This window comes from Alteromonas sp. MB-3u-76, from assembly GCF_002831605.1.
Taxonomy (GTDB): domain Bacteria; phylum Pseudomonadota; class Gammaproteobacteria; order Enterobacterales; family Alteromonadaceae; genus Alteromonas; species Alteromonas hispanica.
On the sequence record NZ_CP025115.1, the window covers coordinates 3,476,946 to 3,500,379 of the forward strand.

18 protein-coding genes and 1 tRNA gene are annotated in these 23,434 nt (G+C 43.7%); 9 read left to right on the forward strand and 10 right to left on the reverse strand.

What is annotated here, in order from left to right; all coding sequences use genetic code 11:
• Positions 1 to 15: 15 nt before the first annotated feature.
• The 6 genes from CW735_RS15425 to CW735_RS15450 all read left to right on the forward strand — a co-directional run bounded on the left by CW735_RS15425 (position 16) and on the right by CW735_RS15450 (position 9,173).
• A complete protein-coding gene (locus CW735_RS15425) occupies positions 16 to 2,613 on the forward strand; it encodes a TonB-dependent receptor (RefSeq protein WP_071980522.1) in 2,598 nt (865 codons plus the stop codon).
• 273 nt (positions 2,614 to 2,886) lie between these two features.
• Entirely contained in the window at positions 2,887 to 3,936 is a 1,050-nt protein-coding gene (locus CW735_RS15430; RefSeq protein WP_071980523.1) for a putative oxygenase MesX, read from the forward strand.
• Between the two features lie 64 nt (positions 3,937 to 4,000).
• On the forward strand, positions 4,001 to 5,026 hold the full coding sequence (locus CW735_RS15435) for a methionine synthase (RefSeq protein WP_071980524.1): 1,026 nt from the start codon (positions 4,001 to 4,003) through the stop codon (positions 5,024 to 5,026).
• Between the two features lie 281 nt (positions 5,027 to 5,307).
• Positions 5,308 to 5,394: transfer RNA gene (locus CW735_RS15440), tRNA-Leu, on the forward strand.
• 419 nt (positions 5,395 to 5,813) lie between these two features.
• Complete coding sequence (locus tag CW735_RS15445; protein ID WP_071980525.1) at positions 5,814 to 6,788, forward strand: AAA family ATPase; 975 nt, start codon at positions 5,814 to 5,816, stop codon at positions 6,786 to 6,788.
• Positions 6,789 to 6,812: 24 nt separating this feature from the next.
• The gene (locus tag CW735_RS15450; RefSeq protein WP_071980526.1) at positions 6,813 to 9,173 is read left to right on the forward strand and encodes a S8 family peptidase; all 2,361 of its coding nucleotides are present in this window, start codon (positions 6,813 to 6,815) and stop codon (positions 9,171 to 9,173) included.
• 113 nt (positions 9,174 to 9,286) lie between these two features.
• On the opposite strand, the gene CW735_RS15455 is transcribed toward CW735_RS15450, so the two are convergent.
• Genes CW735_RS15455 through CW735_RS15470 form a run of 4 tightly spaced genes read right to left on the reverse strand, consistent with a single transcriptional unit; the run spans position 9,287 to position 16,473 of the window.
• Complete coding sequence (locus tag CW735_RS15455) at positions 9,287 to 10,117, reverse strand: abortive infection family protein (RefSeq protein ID WP_071980527.1); 831 nt, start codon at positions 10,115 to 10,117, stop codon at positions 9,287 to 9,289.
• 56 nt (positions 10,118 to 10,173) lie between these two features.
• Positions 10,174 to 13,482 (reverse strand): type I restriction endonuclease subunit R, encoded by a 3,309-nt coding sequence (locus CW735_RS15460; RefSeq protein WP_071981345.1) that lies wholly within the window; start codon positions 13,480 to 13,482, stop codon positions 10,174 to 10,176.
• 5 nt (positions 13,483 to 13,487) lie between these two features.
• Complete coding sequence (locus CW735_RS15465) at positions 13,488 to 14,831, reverse strand: restriction endonuclease subunit S (protein WP_071980528.1); 1,344 nt, start codon at positions 14,829 to 14,831, stop codon at positions 13,488 to 13,490.
• Positions 14,821 to 16,473 carry a class I SAM-dependent DNA methyltransferase gene (locus CW735_RS15470; protein WP_100972865.1) on the reverse strand — a complete coding sequence of 551 codons (1,653 nt, stop codon included), beginning with the start codon at positions 16,471 to 16,473 and terminating at the stop codon, positions 14,821 to 14,823. The genes CW735_RS15465 and CW735_RS15470 overlap by 11 nt, the downstream gene beginning before the upstream one ends.
• A 204-nt stretch (positions 16,474 to 16,677) precedes the next feature.
• Here CW735_RS15470 and CW735_RS15475 point away from each other — a divergent pair, with 204 nt between their 5' ends.
• The gene (locus CW735_RS15475; RefSeq protein ID WP_100970741.1) at positions 16,678 to 17,877 is read left to right on the forward strand and encodes an IS4 family transposase; all 1,200 of its coding nucleotides are present in this window, start codon (positions 16,678 to 16,680) and stop codon (positions 17,875 to 17,877) included.
• A 15-nt stretch (positions 17,878 to 17,892) separates the two neighbouring features.
• Here the strand turns inward: CW735_RS15475 and CW735_RS15480 are convergent, their stop codons facing one another.
• The 3 genes from CW735_RS15480 to CW735_RS15490 all read right to left on the reverse strand — a co-directional run bounded on the left by CW735_RS15480 (position 17,893) and on the right by CW735_RS15490 (position 20,378).
• The gene (locus CW735_RS15480) at positions 17,893 to 18,411 is read right to left on the reverse strand and encodes a DUF6933 domain-containing protein (protein ID WP_100972866.1); all 519 of its coding nucleotides are present in this window, start codon (positions 18,409 to 18,411) and stop codon (positions 17,893 to 17,895) included.
• Positions 18,408 to 19,301: a WYL domain-containing protein gene (locus tag CW735_RS15485; protein WP_071980531.1), complete on the reverse strand. Its 894-nt coding sequence runs from the start codon at positions 19,299 to 19,301 to the stop codon at positions 18,408 to 18,410. The genes CW735_RS15480 and CW735_RS15485 overlap by 4 nt, the downstream gene beginning before the upstream one ends.
• A gap of 72 nt (positions 19,302 to 19,373) precedes the next feature.
• Complete coding sequence (locus tag CW735_RS15490) at positions 19,374 to 20,378, reverse strand: DUF429 domain-containing protein (protein ID WP_100972867.1); 1,005 nt, start codon at positions 20,376 to 20,378, stop codon at positions 19,374 to 19,376.
• A gap of 128 nt (positions 20,379 to 20,506) precedes the next feature.
• Here CW735_RS15490 and CW735_RS15495 point away from each other — a divergent pair, with 128 nt between their 5' ends.
• Together CW735_RS15495 and CW735_RS15500 are read left to right on the forward strand one after the other, a co-directional pair.
• A complete protein-coding gene (locus CW735_RS15495; RefSeq protein WP_100972868.1) occupies positions 20,507 to 21,274 on the forward strand; it encodes a restriction endonuclease in 768 nt (255 codons plus the stop codon).
• 9 nt (positions 21,275 to 21,283) lie between these two features.
• Complete coding sequence (locus tag CW735_RS15500) at positions 21,284 to 22,033, forward strand: NYN domain-containing protein (protein ID WP_100972869.1); 750 nt, start codon at positions 21,284 to 21,286, stop codon at positions 22,031 to 22,033.
• A gap of 1 nt (position 22,034) precedes the next feature.
• On the opposite strand, the gene CW735_RS15505 is transcribed toward CW735_RS15500, so the two are convergent.
• The 3 genes from CW735_RS15505 to CW735_RS15515 all read right to left on the reverse strand — a co-directional run bounded on the left by CW735_RS15505 (position 22,035) and on the right by CW735_RS15515 (position 23,416).
• Complete coding sequence (locus CW735_RS15505) at positions 22,035 to 22,331, reverse strand: RNase H1/viroplasmin domain-containing protein (protein ID WP_157812706.1); 297 nt, start codon at positions 22,329 to 22,331, stop codon at positions 22,035 to 22,037.
• A 65-nt stretch (positions 22,332 to 22,396) separates the two neighbouring features.
• Positions 22,397 to 22,804 (reverse strand): DUF2787 family protein, encoded by a 408-nt coding sequence (locus CW735_RS15510; protein ID WP_100972871.1) that lies wholly within the window; start codon positions 22,802 to 22,804, stop codon positions 22,397 to 22,399.
• A 174-nt stretch (positions 22,805 to 22,978) separates the two neighbouring features.
• A complete protein-coding gene (locus CW735_RS15515; RefSeq protein ID WP_100972872.1) occupies positions 22,979 to 23,416 on the reverse strand; it encodes a DUF6641 family protein in 438 nt (145 codons plus the stop codon).
• Positions 23,417 to 23,434 lie beyond the last annotated feature (18 nt).

Sequence of the window (23,434 nt, forward strand, 5' to 3'; positions counted from 1 at the left end):
CTGGAGAGACACATTATGCAATGCGCAACTAAACTCACACTCATCGCAGCAGCCGTCACTGCATCTATTTCTCAAACTTCTTTGGCACAAACTGCTGAAGAGGAAACAAGCAAACCTAGCAGTCTGGATTTTGAGCAAATCATTGTTACGGGTACATCTAGACCAAAAGAAAAAATTGAATCGACAAACGCAATGACAACGTTTGGCGAAGAAAAACTTGAGCGTTTAGCACCTTATAGTGTGGGTGAATTAGTTCGCAGCATTCCTGGATTTCATGCGGAAGACACAGGTGGTGAAACAGGTAACAATGTTGCGCCTCGTGGTTTTCCGCTGTCAACGCAGACGGAATTTACTGCATTATTGCGCGATGGTATGACGGTATTTTATAACCAAGATGTTTTGTTTTCTCAAAACGACCGCTTTACTCGCCTTTCTAATTTCATAGGTAATGTTGAAGCCATTAGAGGTGGTGCATCATCGATTTTCGTAGGTAGTGCACCTGCTGGTTTTATTAACTTTTTATCTCGTGAAGGCGGTGACGATACAGAAGGCGATGTATTTTTTGAAACCAATAGTAACAACCGCTTAGGTGCGCAAGCATGGGTGAGTGGCTCAATTAACGACCAAACCGTTTATGCCATTGGCGGTTGGTATCGCAGAGGTGACTCTGCTCGCGACCCGGGCTATACCGCCAACCAAGGTGGTGAAATTAATGCCAACGTAAAATATTTTTTTAAAGACAGCAGTGGCTTTACTCGCTTTGAATTTAACAAACAAGATGACAAATCTTTCTTCTTCATTCCTCAGCCTCTTACCGGTTCAACAACCGATGCGCAAACCATTCCAGGGGGGATGGACATTCGCGATGGAACAACGGGTAACTCAGCGGGCGCGCGTTTACTTCGCTTAGCAAATACGCCTAGCGGCGATATCGATTTAGACGTTACCGACGGTAACTTTGCAGACGTAACCTACATCGGAAACACCACAGAGGTAGAGCTAAACGACAACTGGATGTTTACCAACCAAGTTCGCTATACCGACCTACTAACAACGTTCACCGGTATTATTAATGTTGGCAACGCAGAACCTTTATCGGGTAAGGCTCAAGCTATATTTGATAGCAACCAAACTGCCCTTGCCGATGCGGTTTTTAATGATAGTTTGAACTACAGAATACTCGATGCCGGGACAGGCTTTGAACTGGCTAACAACAGCAATGTTGATACTTTTAATACCAATGGTTTTGGTATTAATGCAGGCTTTTGGCATCGCCGCTTTGAAGGCGATAACCTTCAAAATGAAACAAAACTTCGTCATGTTTACGAAGGTTTAGATGAAGGCACTATTTACTCTACATTTGGTTTGTTTGTTTCTAATATTAACGGCCATGTTACCGATTACCGAATTAACACCCTTCAGTCTGTTGAGCCTTTACCACAACGTTTAGATATCGCGTTTATTGACGAACAAGGCAATGACATTGCCAGCGGTACATATAAAGGAATACAGGCTGGTTCACATGGCTTTGCCAATATTGTTTATAACGAGTCGACCATTGCGCCTTATGCGGACTTTGAATACGAGATAGATGATTTAACCCTAAACCTTGGCGCACGCTACGAAACACTTAGAGCAAATGGTGAAGCCGAGAATCAGGGCAACTACGAAATAAGTAGCTTTACTAGCGATGCTGACCTAGTAAACGGAAGCATTGTCCTACCCTTCGGTGACGGCACTTATCGAGATTTTGATATTGAATATAGCGAGTTAGCGTGGACAGTTGCTGCGAATTACATCGTGAATGAAGACTTTGCTGTTTTTACTCGATATGCAGACGGGTTTCGTATGCCTGACGTAGATAAATATATGGCAATTACCGACCTTTCAAGTCAAGCAGAGATAGACGAGTTTAATCGCTCTGAACGTCGTGAAACCCAACCAGCCTCTACAGTAATGGCAGAGTTAGGCTTCAAATATAACTCAGGCGACGTTGCTGCTTTCTTAACAGCTTATTATGCCGCAGCAGACGACCTATTCTTTAACGTTCCCACTGTAGTTGACAATCAGGTGGTACAACGCCAAGCGTTTCGCAATACAGAAACACTTGGTTTAGAAGCTGAATTCAATTTACAAGTAACGGAAGGCTGGAGAGTTGGCTTATCTGCAACATATCAAGATCCAGAATTCGTAAACACGCCAGCGGCTGAATTTATCAACAGCGACGGAAACGTAGACACAGTGAACATTAATGGCAATATGCCTGTTCGCGTTCCAAAGCACTTTGGGCAACTTACCACCAGCTATGAGTTTGAAGACTTTGCTTGGGGTGTGGCCAGTGTAAACGCCACTTACTCGTGGAGCGGAAAACGTTATGCAGACGATGCTAATACTGCTGAACTCCCTTTCTATGGCATGCTTAACCTTGGCTTTGCGATAGAAAACGAAGATGGCTATTACGTAAGAGCTGACGTTAAAAACATCAACAATTCTGAAGGCTTATCGGAAGGCGATCCACGAGCTGGAGAAACTGTAGCTGGGCAAAATACCACATTTAACGCCCGTGTTGTGTTGCCTCGCACCTTTACAGTAAGTGTAGGTAAACGCTTCTAAACAATTTGGGTAGCTTGGGCGTGTGACCAAGCTACCCTACTCTATTTTTTCACTACCGCTTTTTTATTATTGATTGGCAAATCGGTCTGCTCTGCTACTCAACACTTTCAGACCACCATCTATACAATTCAACTCACCTTCTATAACCCACTATAATCCACCAACACATGAATAAAGTTCATCGATAGATGAAATTAAGTCATTTTTATTCATAACAAACATTGCGTATAACATTCCCATGCAGAGACACCATTGAGGGAAGCGTGAAACACAATGAATAAAGACTTTGAATTTACTATTACTAGCACACCGTTGAATGAGGAGTATAGCCCTTCAGAGACAACGCGAATTACCACTAACTATGCAAATTTAGCTAGGGGTGAACATCGTAAAGCGAATCTTCGCAATGCTCTGCAAATGATAAACAACCGCTTTAATGCACTGGCTACATGGGACAACCTTACGGGGCAAAGATACGCTGTAGAGTTAGACATTATAACAGTAGAGGTAACCCTTAAAGCCCCTGCAATCACTAAAAACGAGATTAACGATCACAGTATCAAAAATTCCGCCCTCTCAGATACCAAGCTTCAGGGTGCTAACAAAAGCTTTCCAGCTATTGAAGTTCTGAAAACGACGATTGTGGACACTAAAACAAAGCAGCGTACAGAAGGTATAGTGGGTAACAACTTTTCTTCTTACTTAAGAGATTACGATTTCAGCGTAGTGCTTCCAGCGCATAATAAGGGGCAGTCTCACTTTAGTGTTCCTGACAACTTTGGCGACCTGCATGGTACGCTCTTTCAACAGCTTGTGCAGTCAAACACTTACAAGGCGCACTTTTCAAAGCTTCCTGTTATTTGTATAAGCGTTTCAGATAGCAAGGTGTATCACCGAACTGAAAATGAACACCCGATTTTAGGGGTTGAATATATTCCCAATGAAACGTCATTAACCGAAAGCTACTTCAAAAAAATGGGCTTAAATGTGCGCTATTTTATGCCGCCTAATAGTGTTGCGCCGTTTGCGTTCTATTTCTCTAATGACTTGCTAAACGACTACACCAACTTAGAGCTAATCAGCACCATTAGCACAATGGAAACATTTCAAAAAATCTATCGCCCAGAGATTTATAACGCGAATGCCGTTGCCGGAAAACGTTACCAGCCTAATTTGCGTCATCCAGACCACTCGGTTACTCGCATTGTTTACGACAGAGATGAACGCACCAAGCTAGGCGTTGAGCAAGGAAAATTTGTTGAAGAAACCTTTATCAAGCCCTACCGCGCAACCTTGGGGCAATACATCAAGCAACGCGCTTAAAGTAACGCCCATACGACAGCGCGTGTTAATGCTCCCCCCCCCCCTATTAAGTGAAGATTTGATTATGAAAACACTATTACCAACAACAATTTCTGGAAGTTTACCAAAACCGTCCTGGCTATCAGAGCCAGAAACGCTATGGTCGCCATGGAAACTTAACAATGAAGCCCTTATTGAAGGCAAGCGAGATGCTTTGAAACTATCTTTACACGAACAGCAATGTGCTGGAATTGATATTGTGTGCGATGGCGAACAAACAAGGCAGCATTTTGTTACCACTTTCATTGAACATTTAAACGGCGTTGATTTTGAAAACAGAGAAACTGTACGAATTCGAGATCGTTACGACGCAAGCGTACCAAGAGTAATTGATGCCGTTACTCGCCCCAATTCCGTATTTGTAGAAGACGCTAAATTCCTACGTAGCCAAACGGACAGACCTATCAAGTGGGCCCTGCCCGGACCTATGACAATGGTAGATACGCTTTATGACGCGCACTACAAAAGCCGTGAAAAACTGGCATGGGAGTTTGCGAAGATTCTCAATCAAGAGGCGAAAGAACTAGAAGAGGCTGGTGTAGATATTATTCAGTTTGATGAACCCGCATTTAATGTATTTTTCGACGATGTAAATGAGTGGGGCGTAGCCGCTTTAGAGCGCGCTGTGGAAGGGCTGAAATGCGAAACTGCTGTACATATTTGCTATGGTTACGGCATTAAGGCGAATACTGAATGGAAAAAGACACTGGGCAACGAATGGAGACAGTACGAATCTATTTTCCCTATGCTTCAGCGCTCAAACATAGACATCATTTCATTAGAGTGCCACAACTCTAGGGTACCGCTAGAGCTTATTGAATTGTTAAGAGGCAAGAAAATCATGGTGGGCGCGATCGATGTTGCCAACCACACAGTAGAAACCGCCGATGAAGTCGCCAACACGCTCAGTAACGTACTAAAATATGTAGATGCAGATAAACTTTATCCCTGCACGAACTGCGGTATGGCACCGCTGCCAAGAGAGGTAGCCCGCGCTAAACTCAAAGCCTTATCTGATGGCGCCGCTATTGTGAGAAATGAGTGTACCTAAGACTACGGTTGAGCATTCTTTCAACAGTTAGTCATTTTTAGGTAAAAAAGTGTTGTATGCGCGCGCTGCATCGCTATAATGCATCGCATTGGCGTGTAGCCATTACAATTTGATGCCAGAGTGATGAAATTGGTAGACATGACGGATTCAAAATTGGTCGCGTCTAGCAACTCAAAATAGGCAAGTCATTGAAAGGTAAGCACCTTTTGACTTAAACAAGTTAAAAAATGCTTGCAAAGTCATGCAAAGTGTTTAGAGTTTTGTAGACTGAAAAATTTAATGCCAGTGTGATGGAATTGGTAGACATGACGGATTCAAAATCCGTTGCTAGCGATAGCGTGGCGGTTCAAGTCCGCCCACTGGTACCATCTCTTCTTTTAGAAGCAGATACTGAAACCGACTTTTGAGTCGGTTTTTTTGTGTAATCAGCTTTATGAGTATCCCAGCGAAGCGATTAATTTCCTGAATCTTAATAGCTTTCTCCGACTCGAATTGCCTGTCCCAACATATCTACTCTCTAGCTTCACAATTAACTTTTTGACGATGAGAGGTAACAATTCGTATCGGAAGAAACAGAAGGGACTTACGCCTAGGGAATAAAAGCTGGTTAACGTAAATGGAAAATCAAAATACTAACAAGGATGTAATCCAGCGTAGGGAGTACGAAGAAAGAGTTAATTAAACATTGTCAAACTAATGAAAATCATACTTTTTTGAAATACTATAAACTACAAGCTAACAAAAGCTCTAATTTAGCCATATATGGAACATTGGTTGGGAGATCGACATGGCCAGCGGGAAACTATTAAGACTACTTGTTCAATCTGGGACAGCAGGTGACCCCAGTGCCTTCAGAAGTGCCACAGAACAGCTAATCAAGGAAGAAAGGGCCAAGCAACATAATCTGCTTGCCAATGACTTGGAAAGAATACTTTATGGCGAAAGGAGTCATGAGAACAATTCTGTCCATAATATTCTTCCAGAACCACCTAACGACCAAGAATCTGGAGTTCCACTTGTCGACATTCGACAAGCAAACCGCTCTTTGGAAGAATTAATACTCCAACCAAATACCATGGAAGTTATTGAAAACATCCTCGAGGAATACCGGCGAGAGGATATATTACGCAGCTATGGAATGATTCCGGCTGAAAAGTTGTTGATGTATGGGCCTCCCGGGTGCGGTAAGACATTAGCTGCTGAGACAATTGCTTATGAGCTTAATCGCCCCTTAGCAATTGTAAGACTCGATTCGCTAGTCTCTTCATTTCTAGGAGAGACAGCAACTAATCTTCGCAGAGTATTTGAGTTCATTTCCAAACACAGGCTTGTAGTCCTTTTTGACGAATTCGATGCTTTAGGAAAAGAGAGAGACGATGGTTCAGAGCATGGTGAACTGAGAAGAGTCGTTAATGCTGTACTACAAATGATGGATGCTTATAAAGGTAAAAGTTTAATTATTGCGGCAACTAATCATGAGCAGATTCTTGATAGCGCAATTTGGCGAAGATTTGATGAAATAGTCCCATTTCCAATGCTGGACAAAAAACAACTTAAAGAACTTCTACAATTAAAACTCAGAGGTGTCCGTAGAGAATTCGAAATTGAAAACCGTCAGCTATTTGAATTATTTGAAGGAAAATCTCCAGCAATTATTGAGAGAATAATTAGAAGAGCTATAAAAAGAATGATTCTCAAACAAAAAGAGTTTTTGTCTATCAGAATGCTGCAACAGGCTGCTGAGATAGAGCCCAGTAGATAATCATCTCATTCAAGGAAGTTTTAAATGGCAGGAGCTTACGAACACCTTTTAATTACAAAAGAAGTACATCTGACACCGAGACGGAGAAGAAATGGATTTGGAAGCTCCGTAACTAGAGACGATCGGCAAGCGCACGGCAGAGTACTTCAAAATCAAGCAACAGCCCTTCAAGAGACTTTGTCCTCTCAGCTCGGAGGGAGCCCAACCCGCAATGTTATCAAGCTCAGAACGGCAGAGAAGGTAAACTTGGAGGATATTTCAAAACATGGAATATCTTTGATAGGTCAGGAAGATGACACGATCTACCTAGCCTTTGGGAGTGAACAAGAGCTTAATGAGTTTAGTAGCAAACTATCGAGCCTCGCTGCTGGCGAGCAAGTTACATATGTCCAAATCTTATTAGCCATAGACCAAATAGATGCTTGGGGTTACGAAGACCGGAAAAGCTGGGCGCTGCGGCATATTGGTTTACCAGACAGTGAATCATTTTATTTAGATGTAGAATTGTGGCCGATTGGTTTAAGCAATGACGCAGAAAGACTTCAAATTAAATCAGACTTTTCTAGTTGGCTTACTACTGAAGGGATTGCACAGAAGGACTGCGTTAATCGTGACAGCCTTCTGCTTTATCGTGTAAGTGTAAACTCTGATCAAGTAGATCTCTTGTTAAATCACAAAGATATTAGACAAGTCGACCTTCCGCCAAGGTATGGAGTACAGTTCCAACATCTTCATGTTGATATCAATGACATTCCTATTGAAATACAAGAGCCCTCAGAGAACTCTGCAAAAGTCTGCATTCTAGATTCTGGATTGAACTCAAATCACCCTCTTCTAAAAGGCGCTGTTGGCGACGCTCAAAGTTTTGTTTCTGATGTAGGCGCTGATGATGATCACGGACATGGCACGGCTGTAGCGGGAGTGGCCTTATATGGGGATATTGAAGAGCGAATTGACGCAAATGACTGGTCTCGTGAAATATGGTTGCTCAGTGGGAAAATTCTAAAAGCAGATGAAAACGGTGATCCAGTATTCGATGAAATGACAATAGAAACTTCAATAATAAATGCAATAACTTACTTTCATGACAATTACGGTTGCAGAGTTTTTAACCTATCAATTGGTAACTCAAATGCACCTTTCCTTCATAAACATATCTCAGGTATCGCGGTTACAATTGATGAGCTTGCTCGAAACCTTGATATTATTATCATTGTTTCTGCGGGCAATTTTAATGGTTCGGATAACCTCCGAGACTGGAAAGAAGAATACCCATCTTACCTCTTTGATGAAAAAGCTGCGTTAATCGATCCTGCTCCTGCTGTGAACTCTCTCACAATTGGGTCCATTTCAAAGCACACACTTACTTTTAATGAACGTCGCTATGGCCAAAGAGGAGAAATAAATGAAATTCACGTAGCGAATGAAGGCCAAATCTCACCTTTTTCACGCTGTAGCCAAGATGACAAAGCTCCGTTCAAACCTGAGCTGGTAGCTCATGGCGGGAATTTTGCGGTAAATATCAGGCAGGAAAATGATCAACACCGTCAAATCCATCGAGGGCTTGGAGTAGTAACTCTTAATCATCAATTCAATACGAGCACTATATTTAAGGAGTTCTGCGGGACAAGTTTCGCAGCCCCCTATATATCTCATTTATCAGCGCGGCTATTAAACTCCTACCCCAACGCGTCAGCGAACCTTATCCGTGCAATATTAGTAAATAACGCACGGATTTCAGCGACCCTGGGCAATACGTTTACCAATAACAAGCAACTGAGAAGGGTTGCAGGTTACGGCGAGGTGGATGAAGAAAGCCTTTTCAAATCATCTGAGGAACATGTGGTTCTCATTGCAGAAGACAGCATAGAGAACGATAAACACCAATTTTTTGAAATCCCGCTGCCAAGTGATTTTTTCCGCATTGGAAGGGCAACTCGCACAGTAACAGTAACACTTGCTTATAGCCCAGCGGTCAAAACCACCCGTATAGAATACGTAGCTAGTAAAATGAAGTACCACCTTATAGATGCAGAGTCATTGGAACAGGTTGTAGATTCATTCAATAACGACAATAGACAGGGCACAGACAGCATATCAGAAGCTGACTCTCAAAAGCGTAACATCACGCAAGATGACAGGAGCAGAGGGACAGTTCAATCAAGTTCATGGACTTACAAACAATTCAACAGGCCTAGAAAACTGTTTTTGGTGGTAACTCGCCAAGACCAAGTATGGGCAAACGATCTAGTAAAACAGTTTGAACCATACGCAGTAGCAATATCAATAACAGATTACGAAAACGAACAAGCACAACTATATCAACAAATATCCGCTAAGCTGAGAGCTAAAGCGAGAACACAGCAACGTACACGAGTGGGTTAGTCACTGTTAAGTCGTATTAACATGGAGCTATTTCCAAATGTTATCTTGGCAGTCATTTTTGATTTCAGTAGTTGTTAACAGTAACTAAATCGGCTTGACTTCTAATTCTGATATTAGGTCTTCTTCTGGCGCGCAATACATTCTTCGATGTAACGAAAAATAGTCATTGCTGCATTGACCATCGCTTGAGCTTCTGGCTCAAGAAGTAGCTCATTATTATGAGCCAGACTAGCGTGGTTTCGAATTGTACCCAAAGCATTTATTGTTGCGGCCATGCTGTTGAGAACGTTTGCTACTTCTGATGGTCTGTTCCCGATTGGTTTAAGAGCTGCGTGATTACTTTTTAGTTCTTTGAAAGCTTTTTGTGCCGTAGCACCTGTTTCTAAGGGGATAGAAGCTTGGTGACACAATTCAACCAAATATGCATGAAGTGCTGTATGAACACGATCAATTGCGCTTGCTGGTGACAGTGTCTTTGCATCTTGTAATGCACGGACGACTGTCTGTGATGCCGAAGCATTAGATTCGGGTATTTTTACGTTACCAGCCAATATCAGCTCGCTGTTGTTGATATGGCAAGGTAGCCCATGTCTCGACAGAATTTGGTTTATGTATAACTCTGCGGGAACATTAATCTCTAAAAGAGAAACTTGTTCACATGCATTATAGAGTGCGGCAATGAATCCTGGACCGTCCTGACTAGCTTGTTCCATACAACTTTCTAAGTCTCCCCTCGCCCAGTCGATACTGGAACTCTTTCCGTATTCCATCTCCGCTGGCTTTGACATGTGCTTCTTAAATGTTTCTAGTATGTGTTTTTCTGTACACCGTTCATTGGGATTTATTTTACGGATCAGCGCCTGAAATTCTCTGAAAGCATCATCAGGTATGGAAAAAGCATATTCTGTTGCAAATTGAAGTTCTGTTGGCAGTAATAAAGGCATCGTGTTCCTGTTTTAGCGTCTATTCATAATGATATTTCCCAAGCGTTTTGAGACCATTATGTTTTATCCCTATTCTTCTTGAAGTTCTCGGCCTGCTCGAAGATTTCCTTATATACCTCATCGCGGTCAACGGGTGGGTAGCCGTGCTTGGCTAGTAGAATGATTAAATCCACTTTCAACTCGGCTTTAATATCGTCGCGCTGGCTCCAGTCAGTGTACTTGGCTTTGTCGTCCACAACTTCTTTTACTGCCTTGGCTAGCTCCAATAATCTATCGTCTGGATAGTTGAAGTCATATTTAGCCGCTAAGGCAAGCAGGATGTCGTAGAACGCTTTTTCCTCGAAGTTGATGCCCATGTCTTCAAAGGAGTTCATTTCGGTTCTGAGGTCGTTGTACATGTTGATGATTTCGTCTGAAAAATCTTCCAGTACATTGCTCACCAGCACATCTTCTTCTTTGCGTTCGTTGTATTTTTCGACCAGTGATTTAAACCGTTCTGAGAAATCAAACGCTTTAGTTTTATTGACCTTTTTGAACTCGCCCAAGGCTTTTGCCAACATCTGCTGAAGTAACTGTATTTTGGTATTGGGCAGCTTTATCTTTTCTATCTTAGCGAGGTAATCATCGTCGAAGATATCGATACCGTCCTGCCCCTGTCCAAGCTTAAAGATTTCTTCAACGCCATCAGCCTTTAATGCCTCGGTGATCATTTCGCGTACTTTGGCATTCATCTGCGCGGTATCTGGCGCATTGCCTTTAGTTAACTTGTACACGATGGAACGCACTGCAAGATAAAAGTGGATCAGGTCTCGTTCTTTTTGGTTAAGCTTTTCGCTGCCACAGCAAACGTCGTAGGCTGCTTTTAACCGCTTAACTAACGCCATGAAACGATGTTCGAGCTTTTTAGTTTGTAGCACGAATTCAGCGGCGTTATTTAAGCAGTTTAACTGCGCAATAGGTTTACCAGTGAAGTAATCGCTGGCATCAAAGCCGTGGGTTAGCTTAGCGAGCAAGTCTAGGTGGTCTTTCACCACCACGACAGACTGGGCTATATCCTCAAAATTGGTTTCATCTGTCTTGGCATATTGGGCCAAGGCTTTATTCATCTGGCTTTTTATACCGATGTAATCAACGACTAAGCCCTTGTCTTTGCCTTCGTATTTGCGGTTAACACGAGATATCGTCTGGATCAGGTTATGGCGTTGTATGGGTTTGTCGATGTAAATCGTGTCTAGGAATGGCACATCGAAACCGGTTAACCACATATCCACCACAATGGCGATTTTGAAATTGGACTTTTCATTTTTGAATTGGCGATCAAGCTCTTTACGGTCTTCCTTGGTGCCGAGTAAATCCCACAGTACTTTAGGATCGTCCTTACCACGGGTCATTACCATTTTTACCCGTTCCATGGGCTTAACCTTTTTCTTCTCCTGTTCTGTGAGCGTAGCACCTGCTTCGCACTGCAATACTTCAAACCATTCGGGCTTTATGTCCCTCAGTGATTGATAGAACTGCCAAGCGATTTCACGGCTACTGCACACGAACATAGCTTTGCCTTTAATGGTTGAGCCTTCTGAGAGTCGCTGCTCGTAATGCGCCACAAAGTCTTTCGCCAGAGCCTCAATACGGTCAGGATCACCCAAAATAGAGGTCATGTTCGCCGAAGCTTTCTTACTTTCCTCAATCTGGTGTTCGTTGCTACCGTCTTCGGCGCATTGCTGATAATAGGCTTCAATCTCTTCTAATTTGGCGTTGTTCAATACCACTTTAGCGGCACGACCTTCATATACAATGCGAACGGTAATCTCGTCTTTAACAGACTCTGTCATGGTGTAGCTGTCGACTACCTGACCAAAGACATCCAAGGTCGCGTCTACCGGTGTGCCTGTAAAGCCTACATAAGTGGCATTGGGCAACGAGTCATGCAAATACTTGGCAAAGCCGAAGGTACGCTTTACACCTGCATTAGGGCCTTTCTCCACAATGCGAAGCTTTTGGTCTAGGTTGGTCTGGCTGCGATGCGCTTCATCTGAGATACAGATAACATTGCTACGTTCAGTTAATTGCTGTGTATCTTCCGTGAATTTGTGAATGGTGGTTAAGAACACACCGCCGCTGTTGCGACCTTGCAGTTTGGCGCGCAAATCAGAACGGCTTTCTACCGATTCCACAGTCTGGTCGCCAATGTAACCTTTAGCATTGGTAAATTGTTGCGATAACTGGTCGTCCAAGTCTGTTCTGTCTGTAATTAACACAATGGTTGGACTTTCAAATTCTACACTTTTCATCAACAAGCGGGTTAGAAACTGCATGGTGAAGCTTTTTCCGCATCCCGTTGCCCCAAAGTAAGTACCGCCTTTACCGTCGCCTATTGGCTTACGGTGGTCTTTAATGTTTTGGTATAGCTTTCTGGCGGCGTAATATTGCGGATAGCGACAGACAATTTTCACTTCATGTTTTGAGGTGTCTGGAAAAAACACAAAGTTACGTATTACATCGCGAAGACGTGCTTTATCAAAAAGCCCTTCCAACATTGTGTGCAGTGAGCTAATACCGTCTTTTTCAATTGACTCGTTGCCTGTCACCTTGCGCCACGCATAAAAGAAGTCGTACGGCGCAAACATGCTACCCATTTTGTTATTTACGCCATCACTGATAACGCATAGCGCGTTGTAAATAAACAACTGTGGGATGTCTCTGCGATAACGTGTAGTAAGCTGCACGTAAGCATCGTGGATGCTTGCTTCCTCACCACGAATGGCGCTTTTAAATTCAAACACCACGATAGGCAAGCCGTTGATATACAGAATGCCGTCAGGTATGCGCAGCTCACCTTCTGCACCTTCAATCTCAAGCTGATTAACGATTTTATAGATATTTCTGTCTTTGGTGGCTGAAACTATCGTTTCAAATTCAGGGTGTTGCTCAGCCACCTTTTGCTGAAGGTCTTGTTCAAGACGTCGTGCGTTTCGCTTGTTGTTTTGCAATTCAGGTAGCAATGACTCGACAACGTTATCGTAATCAACAAGCTGGATATACAAGTCTTTCTGTGAGGCTTTACCTGCTTCGCTACTTGCTTCTCGTTTAAGTAAGAAACCATCACTTAGCCACTTACAAAAGGTTTTATTGCTTTCGTATAGGTCGCTGGCAGGCATAAGCTCAATCTGGCATATTATGCTGTCGATTTCACCGCTGGTAATATTATCATCGGCATACCGCTTGGCTAAAAACGCACGCAGGTCATCTTTGATAATAACGTCGGTAGGCGTACGCGCAATCTGATTACCGGGTACATAAGGATATCCCTGCCCTTCTAGTAACTCGATAATTGCCGCTTCCAATTGCGCTTCGGTGAAATTCAGCATGGCTATACTCCCTGTAATTCAGCCTCTTGATTGGCAGAACTTTTGTCTGCCGAGTCTAGCTCGATTTCGCCAGAGATTAATTTGGGAAGCAATGCATCGCGATTTGCTTCCAGAGTCTGGTTTTGTAATGCTCTACAATACTGAGCGGTTAAATAACCATCGACAATTTCGGAAAACTTGCTCTGTATACTGATATTCGGTAATAGAATATCGATTGTGTTGAGATCCTTCCTTTTGATACTTGCTTGCACTGTAATAACTAATCTTGAATCGACATCGTGCTGGAATCTATGCCCTTTAATTGTGTAAAACATAAATTCAGGTGTAGCCAATTTCCCGAACCTCAATCCCAGTACATTCTGAGCAACACCTATATCGACATCCTTAACGAAGGAGCTTCTACCGATTGTCCCAACAGTCGATATTAAAATATCTTTTTCTCTTACATATTGCCTAAACCAACTTCTAAAGGTTTTTTCGTCAACCCGTTTCTCTGAGTTTGTTAGAGGAAAGTTACTATTTGCAGGCAGGTTCTTAACTTCCACAAGTGGATACCCCTCTTTACTAAGCGGCGGTGTTTTTCCTCTATTATCTATATACTTGTCAATAACCTCTTTGAATTTTTTGTGTTCCCATCCTTTGGGTATCCAGCCTTCTATGCCAAAAGTAACTTCACCTGTTTGCTCAAATTCGCTAGGAAATAGGTTTCGGATATGTTCTGGCAAAGGTTGAAAGTCGGGTAACGCATGGGCTTTTTTGCGAACTTCAACTCGATGAGCCAGTTCGTCGGGTATTGGGTTACCTGCCGCTAATGCGTTATCCACCACAGGGTCGAAATCTACAAACCAGCTTTTAAATAGCGACTGCGCCATTTGCTCCAGAGTTTGGTTTACTTCTAAATTCAGATTGATTTTATTATCGTAGCAAGATATTGATTTTGCGATATTCCTGCGGACTTCCAAAGGTGGGACTTTGATTGGGATGCTGTGAGCTTCCTCTCTGTTCAGTCCAGGTACCGCGCTATCACTATTTAACTTTTCTAAACCTAGCGACTTCAATAAGTAATAGGTAAATAGTAGGTCAAGTTTGTCCTCTTTCGTCACATAAAATGTGGTATCAATGGGCCAAAAAGGACCATCACAGAACCTGACAGAGCCAACCGTGCCTTTTCTGCCAATAATCACACCTGGGTGCTCTACATGACTTTTCGAGTGATACCCACTGATTCCTCCTGAACCATAAACTGGAGTCGACCCACTCTCGTCCCTTGCTCTCGCTGGTAGGCTTTTCCCGTAGATGAAAGGGCAGAACTCGCCTACTGTAGTATCAACCCAACTACTTTGCATAACCCAGCCCTTCTAAGTTTCGACGAATTGCTTGATCTAGCTTAGCGGCCTCATCCATTTGCCTGAGCAAGGTTTGACTAAACTCTCGCATTTTCACTTCAAATGGAACTCCGTCATCCTCAATGGCTGCGGCACCAACATATCGACCAGGCGTTAACACGTAATCGTTAGCTTTTATTTCGTCTAAGGTTGCCGACTTACAAAAGCCTGCAACGTCTTCATATGCATCAAGTTGCTTGTGTTCCTGTAGCAGCTCTTGTGTCGGGGCATCGTCTTGTTGTTCTGTGAGTGCCTGTTCAATGGATTGCTTACTCTGTCGCCATGCATGGTAGGTGTTGGCGATTTTGGCGATATCATCGCTGGTAAGCTCTTTATGGACACGGCTAATCATACTGCCCATTTCCCGGGCATCGATAAACAGAGTTTCGCCTTGTCGGTTGCGGTAGCCTCGTTCTTTGTCCTCGCTCTTATTCTTGCTGATAAACCATAAACAAACAGGAATTTGTGTGGTGTAAAACAACTGACCGGGAAGCGCAATCATACAATCGACCAAGTCGTTTTCGATGATTTTCTGGCGAATAGCGCCTTCACCGCTAGTGTTAGAACTCATTGAACCATTAGCTAAAACGAAACCTGCCGTACCGTGCTCACTCAACTTAGATATCATATGCATGATCCACGCGTAGTTAGCGTTACCTGTTGGTGGCACATCAAAGCCTGCCCATCTTGGGTCGTCGGTAAGCTCATTGTCGGCACGCCACTGCTTCTGGTTAAACGGAGGATTCGCCATAATGTAATCAGCTTTTAAGTCTGGGTGCTGGTCTTTGAAGAATGTATCAGCGGCAATGTCACCGAGATTGGCAGAGATACCACGAACCGCTAAATTCATCTTCGCCAGTTTATACGTGGTGTTGGTATATTCCTGACCGTAAATGGAGATATCTTTGCGATTGCCTTTGTGGCTGTCGATAAACTTCAACGACTGCACGAACATACCGCCTGAACCACAACATGGGTCGTATATCTTGCCTTTGTAAGGCTCTAACATATCGCTGATTAAGCTAACTACTGACTTTGGTGTATAGAACTCACCACCGCCTTTTCCTTCGTTGGCGGCAAACTTACCAAGGAAGTATTCATAAACTCGACCTACTAAGTCTTCCTCGCTCATGTCACATTCATTGGCAACGGTGTTGATGTTATTGATGGTGTCAATAAGTGCGGCGAGCTTGCTTACGTCCAGCGATAAACGCGAAAAGTAATTATCCGGTAATGCGCCTTTTAACGATGGGTTGGTTTTCTCAACGGTGTGCAGTGCTGTATCAATCTTTACCGCGATATCGTCTTGCTTGGCTTGTTTTTGAATCGTCGACCAGCGAGCTTCTTCGGGTAAGTAAAACACGTTGTCTTTGGTATAAAATTCCACCATATCAACATAGTCGCCCATGCCTCCCGCTTTAAGCTTTTCTCGCTGCACTTCGAATTTGTCGCTGATGAATTTGAGAAAAATAAGGCTGAGCACTATATGCTTGTATTCTGCTGATTCAACGCTTCCACGGAGCTTATTGGCCGCATCCCATAATGCTTCTTCAAAAACGACTTCTTTCTTGTTCGCTGGTGACTTTTTCGTTGTTTTACTCATTGCTTGTGTCCATATTCTTATTCCGTTCGCCACTAGTGCAGAGTCGTATTTGCTGTACTATCGGCTATTTTGTTTGGTAATTTTTGTAGTAACTGGACCCTGAGCTATCCCCACGAATAGTAAAATAAAGTCAAAGAGTTAGGGAACATTCATGGCATTTGGTGATCAGATCTTTCGCCAAAAAAAACCAACACAGAAAACACCATGAATGCACGCTCTATATTGAACAATCTTGTCTCTTTTGTCAGCCATAAAATGCATAAAACCCGCAAACAGGCCGTTGTCGCCTGTGTGCGAAGCTTGATTGAGAGCGGTTCGGCCACTGTGACCAGTATGGGGCGCGGTATCCGTTCCAATGCCTATGAGAAACACCGTATTAAGCGGGCTGACCGGCTGTTATCTAATGGTCACCTCCAGCGTGAAGTACCGTTTATCTATGCAATGATTTGCCGGTTATTTTGTACCTGTAAACATCCTGTCATTGCCGTTGACTGGTCAGATTTGGATAAGTGCAAAAAGCACTTTTTACTTCGCGCCGCAATTGTCGTTAAAGGGCGGCCTATTACCCTTTATCAGGAAGTGCATGATAGAAAAGCCAGTGCAAAAGCGACTACACATAGAGACTTTTTAGAGATATTGCACACGCTCTTACCGGATACCTGCCAGCCCATTATTGTCACTGATGCGGGCTACAAATCGCCGTGGTTTCGTGAAGTGCAGGCATTGAGATGGCATATTGTCGGACGTGTGCGAAAGCCACATTTATATTCGCTGGATGGCGGTAATGAATGGCAATCTATCGCTGAGCTTTATCTAAAGGCTACAACACGGCCCAAGCGATTTGATAACGCGCTTATCGTCAAGTCACGACCTTTTGCCTGTACCTTGGTGTTGGTTAAAGAGAAAGCGAAAGGTCGACGAGCGTTTAATGCCAATGGCTCGCGCCAACGGGATACCAATTCATTGAAATATGCTGATGGCGCAAGAGATCCGTGGCTACTGGCGACGTCATTGCCCTACCATCGTCACTTATCTAAACAAGTCATCGATATTTATCGCCAGCGCATGCAAATAGAAGAAGGCTTTCGGGATATGAAAAGCACGCGCTTTGGTCTGGGGTATGAAAATAATCGCAGCACAACCAAGACACGCATTACTGTTCTGGTCTTGCTTACCACACTGGCTTCGTTAGTGGCTGTACTGTTGGGCATGCTATTAGTTGTCAGTAACAAGCATCGACGCTTTCAGGCAAATACCGAAACAAAATCCGTACTATCCTTTCACTTTCTTGGCTTGAGAGCTTTTAACACCTCAATGCGATTTACCCTGCATCAGTGGAAAAAGACGATCCGCTGGCTTGATGAACTCACCGCTGAAGCTTGCATGAGCAAGATTACATGCTAAATTCGTGGGGATCCCTCAGAACTGGACCATTTCTTTATCTGGCCAAATATATTCTTTTTGCCCTTTTACGCCGCAAGGCCTGTGGCTTAAATCTGCACTGTATCGGTACGGGCTGATATCCGCTACCGACGTGTTCTTGTAATACAACCCATAATCAATTTCCTGAGCTACCTGATTCATCGTACCTTGTACCGAACGATTACAGGTTGTATCGAACGTAAGTGGTTGGTAATTCGTCGCAGCGGCATTAACGAGCTCAGGCGGCATATCGCTTTTCAGCAAGGTGTTAATAAACACATCGTTAAAGTGCCAGTCGAGGTTTGAGAAGTCTTTCTTGGTCAGGCATGGAATAAACAACGTGAAGCGAGTCGCATCATGCACGGCGATGATACATTGCCTACGCTGAATGGTGATGAGATTTGCATGCCAGTTTAGCCACTGTGCCTGAATACCTATAGCAGTCGCAGGTTGCTTTGTAGCTTTCACCTTCTCAGGCAGTTTAGCGTATAACTTCTTGGTGCAATGGAGGATCACTTACTGCCTCCGCTTACTCTTTCTTTAGCTTCATATCCCGGCGCAATCGCCAAGTTTTGCACATTGTTTAGCGTAAACCGGTTTTGTAGCCAAAGTTGGTATTCCGCACCTTTTAGCGTTCCGCGCTCGGTGCAGTCCACATTCCATCGTCTTAACAGGTATCCAGCCATTGCCGCTCGCACCTCGATAAGAAGTTGCTTATTGTCCATACCGTAATCCATTTCTATCGCGGTTGGATGTTCAACATTCTTGGGATGCGGTACAAGCTGAAGTGGAATAAGGCGCTGCCATTCGGTATCTGCTTGGGCGTTTTCATCTTCATTAGGCGTGTCTTTTAGTGTTACTTTGCTAATGCGTGTTAACACAAAGTCTCGGAAGCTTTGACTCTTTCGGTCAAAGGCGCGAACGTGCCAGCGTAGACCATTGTCTACGATGGAGTGCGGTACAAGTTCTCTGGCATTCGAACCGCTAGAAAGTGACGTATAGATAACGCTAACCGCTTTGTTATTGAGAATCGCCTGAACAAGGCGAGCAACGATAAAGATGTCTGGTACATTCAGACTGGACGGTGCTTCTACTGGGAAATGGATATCACCTATTGCATCAAACCCATCAGAAATATCGTTGGCGAGTTTGGTTAAGGTACGCCTTGCATCGTGTTCGAACACAGGTTTGAACTGCGGTGTCTGGAAGTATCGCTTTTCTCTCGAATCGTAAGACAGGTTATCCGGTGCAAGCTCTTTGTAAATACTGAAATCGCGCGAGCCTGCCGACAATCCGACCTGAAAACGATTAATTAAATCCTGACGGTAAATCGCACCTTTGAACAACAAGCAAAAGTCGATGTAGGCAAGGCGTTGTTTTTGAGCAAAGCTGATAGAGTCGAGCATCGTCCCTGTTTGCGTTTCTATACTTTAGTCCAGTGTGGTTTATTTTGAGACGGTTGTAAAGAAGGTACATCGTTAACTGCTCATAAATCGGCGCTTAAACTCCTTCTTTCTTGCTTCAGGTTCGCCTTCTATTAATCCTGTGCACTTGTGTGCTGCATGCGCGTCCCACCCAAGCGGCCAGCGTTTAAATAGGTGTTGATTACAGGCTGGACAAGCTTGTTGACGTGCAATATTGGAAACAGCCTGTTTTGTCTTCCTTATGGGGTTGGGCTTTGTCGGTAGATTGGCAGCTGTGCTGCTTATTGGCTTAACGTCTGGTATCCAGATAGCATCACCCTTTTCTGGCTCACCAAATGAGATGCGTTCCTGTTCGGGCAAGCTTGCTACCCATGCGGCACTGTAGGCATCCACTCTATCGTGCATTGGTCCAAGGCACATATTATCTGCTTGCGACCAATCGTCGTCGGTTTTAGGCCAACCAGTGTAATGCGACATAGCAGACAGCTGTAACTCAGCCTGATTCCCTTTGCTTTTATGGATATCAGCGACACCTAACTGTTTCACTGTCGCGTGTGGATAGACCTCTATACATTCGGCAACTTTACTCAGTCGCTCGTTCAAGGCGAAACCTAACAGCATAAAGATTTGGTGGGCATGAGGCAGGTTTTGTATCGGCTTACCCGCCTCAAGATGTGCAATACCTTTTGCTTTAATCACCATAAAGTCATCGGCAGAAGGTGTGGTGTAACAGCTAATACCCGCCCTATCGAGCGCCTGTTCTGCAAATCTACGATTAAGATGGTTATCCCTTGGCCGAAGCGGTGAGTCGATACCTATTCGAATTGGGTTTAAATGGAATGCCTCGCATACCGTTTCTATGTAACTGGCGACATCTTCTGCAAATGCCTGATTAACCTTGTCATCCAAGGTCCGGGCGTTGCCTAAACCTCTAGGTGGTTTTATTGGGTAACTGGCTAACGGAAACGGCAATAATCGCCCATTTTCTAGAGTACAAATCACCAGTGGCAGGTATTTACCTTTCGCACAAGCGACATCGATACCGATAAACACGTCCATGTTTGTCTCTCCTATCTGTCAGGAATGAATATTTCACTGTTAAACGATACTACACGATTGGAATTAATACCCAATCAAGACATTGCCTGAGTTAATATATTTTCGATATTTAACAAGGATGTTCAATTATGCCAAGAAAAAATACTTCGTTTGCTGACCTTCTTTTCCAAGCGCCGTGGTGGGTTTCGGTGATAACGGCAGCAATTACCTATGTTGTAATGGGTCACCTACTGCCTTCTGTTGAAACTGATAACCAGCTTATCAACATGGTATTTAAGGCACTCGCTATGCCTGCGCCTTATTTTGCAATTTTCATATTATTCATCGCGCCTTTTTCGTTTTTTAATGCGCGTCGTAAAGCCAAGCAATTAGATGCGCAAAAGAGTATTGAGACCATTAGACAACTGCATTGGCGAAACTTCGAAGAGCTAGTGGCAGAAGCCTATCGAAGACAAGGTTATCGAGTAACCGAAGGTGGTTTTGGTGCTGACGGTGGTGTTGACCTAGAACTGAGGAAAGGCGAAGGGCTTACTCTCGTTCAGTGCAAACAATGGAAGGCACAAAAAGTTGGTGTCAGTGTGGTACGCGAGATGTTTGGTGTATTAACCGCCAGTAATGCAGACAAGATTATCGTCATCTGTTCAGGTAAATTCACCCAACAGGCAATAGACTTCGCATCTGATAAACCAGTGACTCTCATTGACGGAAATGAACTGCTATCTCTTATTCATGAAGTGCAAACAGAACCAAAAGTAGAAACGGTAAAACAAAACGTCTGCCCTAGGTGTGGTAGTGAGCTTGTAGAACGACAAGCAAAACGTGGCGCTAATGCTGGAAACGCCTTCTTGGGTTGTTCTACCTTTCCCAAATGCCGTTACACCGAAGAGTTATTTTAAGGAAAATAGATGAAAGACTTGGATGTTCATAAAAAAGTAGCGGTACTTATTGATGCTGATAACGCCCAACTATCGAAGCTATCTGCCATTTTGGATGAGATATCCGCGCACGGTCATGTGCTTATCAAGCGTGCCTATGGTGATTGGTCTGTTGAAGCCCTGAAGAACTGGAAGACCTCACTCAATGAGTTAGCCATCCAGCCTATTCAACAATTTGCCTATACCACCGGAAAGAATTCCACCGACGCGTCCATGATCATAGATGCGATGGATTTGCTCTATTCTGAAAAAATCGATGCTTTTGCATTGGTATCCAGTGATAGCGATTTTACCAAGCTTGCGTCACGTTTGAGAGAGTCAGAGAAGTTTGTCTTTGGTGTGGGTGAAAAGAAGACGCCAGTGTCGTTCAGGAATGCGTGTGATGACTTTATCTTTACGGAAAACCTTGAAGCCGGAAAAGTACCTAAAACAGGAAAGTCCAAGCAAACAGGAACTAATACTTCCAATGGTGCAGAGGAGTTAATACCGGCACTTCTTAAAGCATGGGAGCTTTATCAAAATGACGATGGATGGGTGAATGCGGGCCCAGCTGGTAGCTTCCTAAAACGTGCGAAGCCTGACTTTGACCCAAGAACTTATGGTGCAGCAAAAGTTACTGATATTATTTCAAGTCTGTCGACCGTCTTTGAAATGACGAGACAAAAAGGAAAAGGGACGACACAAATCATTCTGTACCGCCCCATCTTCGCAACGTCTTAGGCTAATCGATATCCCAAGGCGGAAGGTCATCATCGATAACGGCTGACCGTTTGATGGGTTTCTGTTCCTTGGGTTTGGCTTTCGGTTTAGACATCGTTTTCTTTTCCTTTAGATAACGATGGTAAGCACGCCCTGCCTTTTCGAGGCTCGGAAAGCCTTTGTATTTATTGTTGCGATAACCTTTTACTTGCGCTTCCGTCTCTTCCCAAGTGGTGTAAACCCCAGGCTTAACACCTTCGAAAACAACATAAGCTGCATGTCTACGGGAAAGTTTTATATCGTCAAAACCTCTTGGCATAATCCTGTCCTTACTGTGTTTAATCATTCCCTAACTGTTTACAGTTTTCAGAAATGCCACTGGGTTTATTCGGAAATACTCACAGTGAAGGCCTCTAATTCAAGCAAGTAATACAAAAAGTTGCCTTCCCATATTTGATACATGTCTTTTGCCTGTTCGATAGGAAACACACCGAAGAGGTTTTGAAAGACACCTGATTGGAAATCGAAGTCGAGCTCTTTAGTCAGTTCCGCATAAGGTCCACTACCGATGTAAGCAAAATCGGTGATGTAGCAGATATGCCAGATGTTGTCGCGTTGTTCGAGCCTTATCTCGACCGGATGAAAGCCCCCTCTTTTGGCACAATAGTTGGGATCTCGAAAATTAAGAGTAACCGCCTCGCTGTGCTGTTGGTTATTTCTTAACAGATTATCAATTTCATGAACAAATTTCGTAGAGACTGGCAATGCCAGTCCATCGTAATGAATACGCATAAAATACCTCGAATACTTAAATTGAATGTGTTGTGCGCTTTTTGGCACTGGATTTGATTGAAGAAACTAATTTATTGGTATGCAGATAAGCCAAGCACCTATCTTTGCGGCAATACCTTATTGCTAAATGAATAAAAGCGGATAAGGCTCGTTTTGTTATCCGCTTTCTGCTCGCTATTGCTTAGCCTTCTTCGGCACAGCAGGTTTAAGTAAGAAGTCATCCAGCTCACCGGACTCTGTCGCTTTGATGATGGTGTCAATCACCTCAGGCAGTTTGGCTTTATCTCCAACATCGATGGCAGGTTTTCCTTTTTGTATATCGATGGGCTTGTTGTTCACCTTAACTTCCAGATAGTAGTGGTCGTCGCTGTCGTAATACCAAGGCCTAACGCTGGTAGGTCGACGTTGAACGGTCACTTCGCCTGTTTCGGGATTTTTGACTTTCTTGTCCCGAAAGGCTTCGAAACGCCGGTTCTCAATCATGCAGACAGCCATCTCTTTTTGCTGCTCCAGCTTTTCAATAAGCCTGAGACGTTTGCCAAGAACCGGTGGTTTTGGCTCGATTTTAGGACGAGCGATAACCTTGAGCGAACTCAATACTGATGTAGTCATGTTGTTTACCTTCTAGGT

Bases quoted from the DNA above. Each gene is read 5' to 3' on its own strand.
- CW735_RS15425 (WP_071980522.1), top strand. From the start codon at position 16: ATGCAATGCGCAACTAAACTCACACTCATCGCAGCAGCCGTCACTGCA.
- CW735_RS15430 (WP_071980523.1), top strand. From the start codon at position 2,887: ATGAATAAAGACTTTGAATTTACTATTACTAGCACACCGTTGAATGAG.
- CW735_RS15435 (WP_071980524.1), top strand. From the start codon at position 4,001: ATGAAAACACTATTACCAACAACAATTTCTGGAAGTTTACCAAAACCG.
- CW735_RS15445 (WP_071980525.1), top strand. From the start codon at position 5,814: ATGGCCAGCGGGAAACTATTAAGACTACTTGTTCAATCTGGGACAGCA.
- CW735_RS15450 (WP_071980526.1), top strand. From the start codon at position 6,813: ATGGCAGGAGCTTACGAACACCTTTTAATTACAAAAGAAGTACATCTG.
- CW735_RS15455 (WP_071980527.1), bottom strand. From the start codon at position 10,117: ATGCCTTTATTACTGCCAACAGAACTTCAATTTGCAACAGAATATGCT.
- CW735_RS15465 (WP_071980528.1), bottom strand. From the start codon at position 14,831: ATGCAAAGTAGTTGGGTTGATACTACAGTAGGCGAGTTCTGCCCTTTC.
- CW735_RS15470 (WP_100972865.1), bottom strand. From the start codon at position 16,473: ATGAGTAAAACAACGAAAAAGTCACCAGCGAACAAGAAAGAAGTCGTT.
- CW735_RS15475 (WP_100970741.1), top strand. From the start codon at position 16,678: ATGAATGCACGCTCTATATTGAACAATCTTGTCTCTTTTGTCAGCCAT.
- CW735_RS15485 (WP_071980531.1), bottom strand. From the start codon at position 19,301: ATGCTCGACTCTATCAGCTTTGCTCAAAAACAACGCCTTGCCTACATC.
- CW735_RS15490 (WP_100972867.1), bottom strand. From the start codon at position 20,378: ATGGACGTGTTTATCGGTATCGATGTCGCTTGTGCGAAAGGTAAATAC.
- CW735_RS15495 (WP_100972868.1), top strand. From the start codon at position 20,507: ATGCCAAGAAAAAATACTTCGTTTGCTGACCTTCTTTTCCAAGCGCCG.
- CW735_RS15500 (WP_100972869.1), top strand. From the start codon at position 21,284: ATGAAAGACTTGGATGTTCATAAAAAAGTAGCGGTACTTATTGATGCT.
- CW735_RS15505 (WP_157812706.1), bottom strand. From the start codon at position 22,331: ATGCCAAGAGGTTTTGACGATATAAAACTTTCCCGTAGACATGCAGCT.
- CW735_RS15510 (WP_100972871.1), bottom strand. From the start codon at position 22,804: ATGCGTATTCATTACGATGGACTGGCATTGCCAGTCTCTACGAAATTT.
- CW735_RS15515 (WP_100972872.1), bottom strand. From the start codon at position 23,416: ATGACTACATCAGTATTGAGTTCGCTCAAGGTTATCGCTCGTCCTAAA.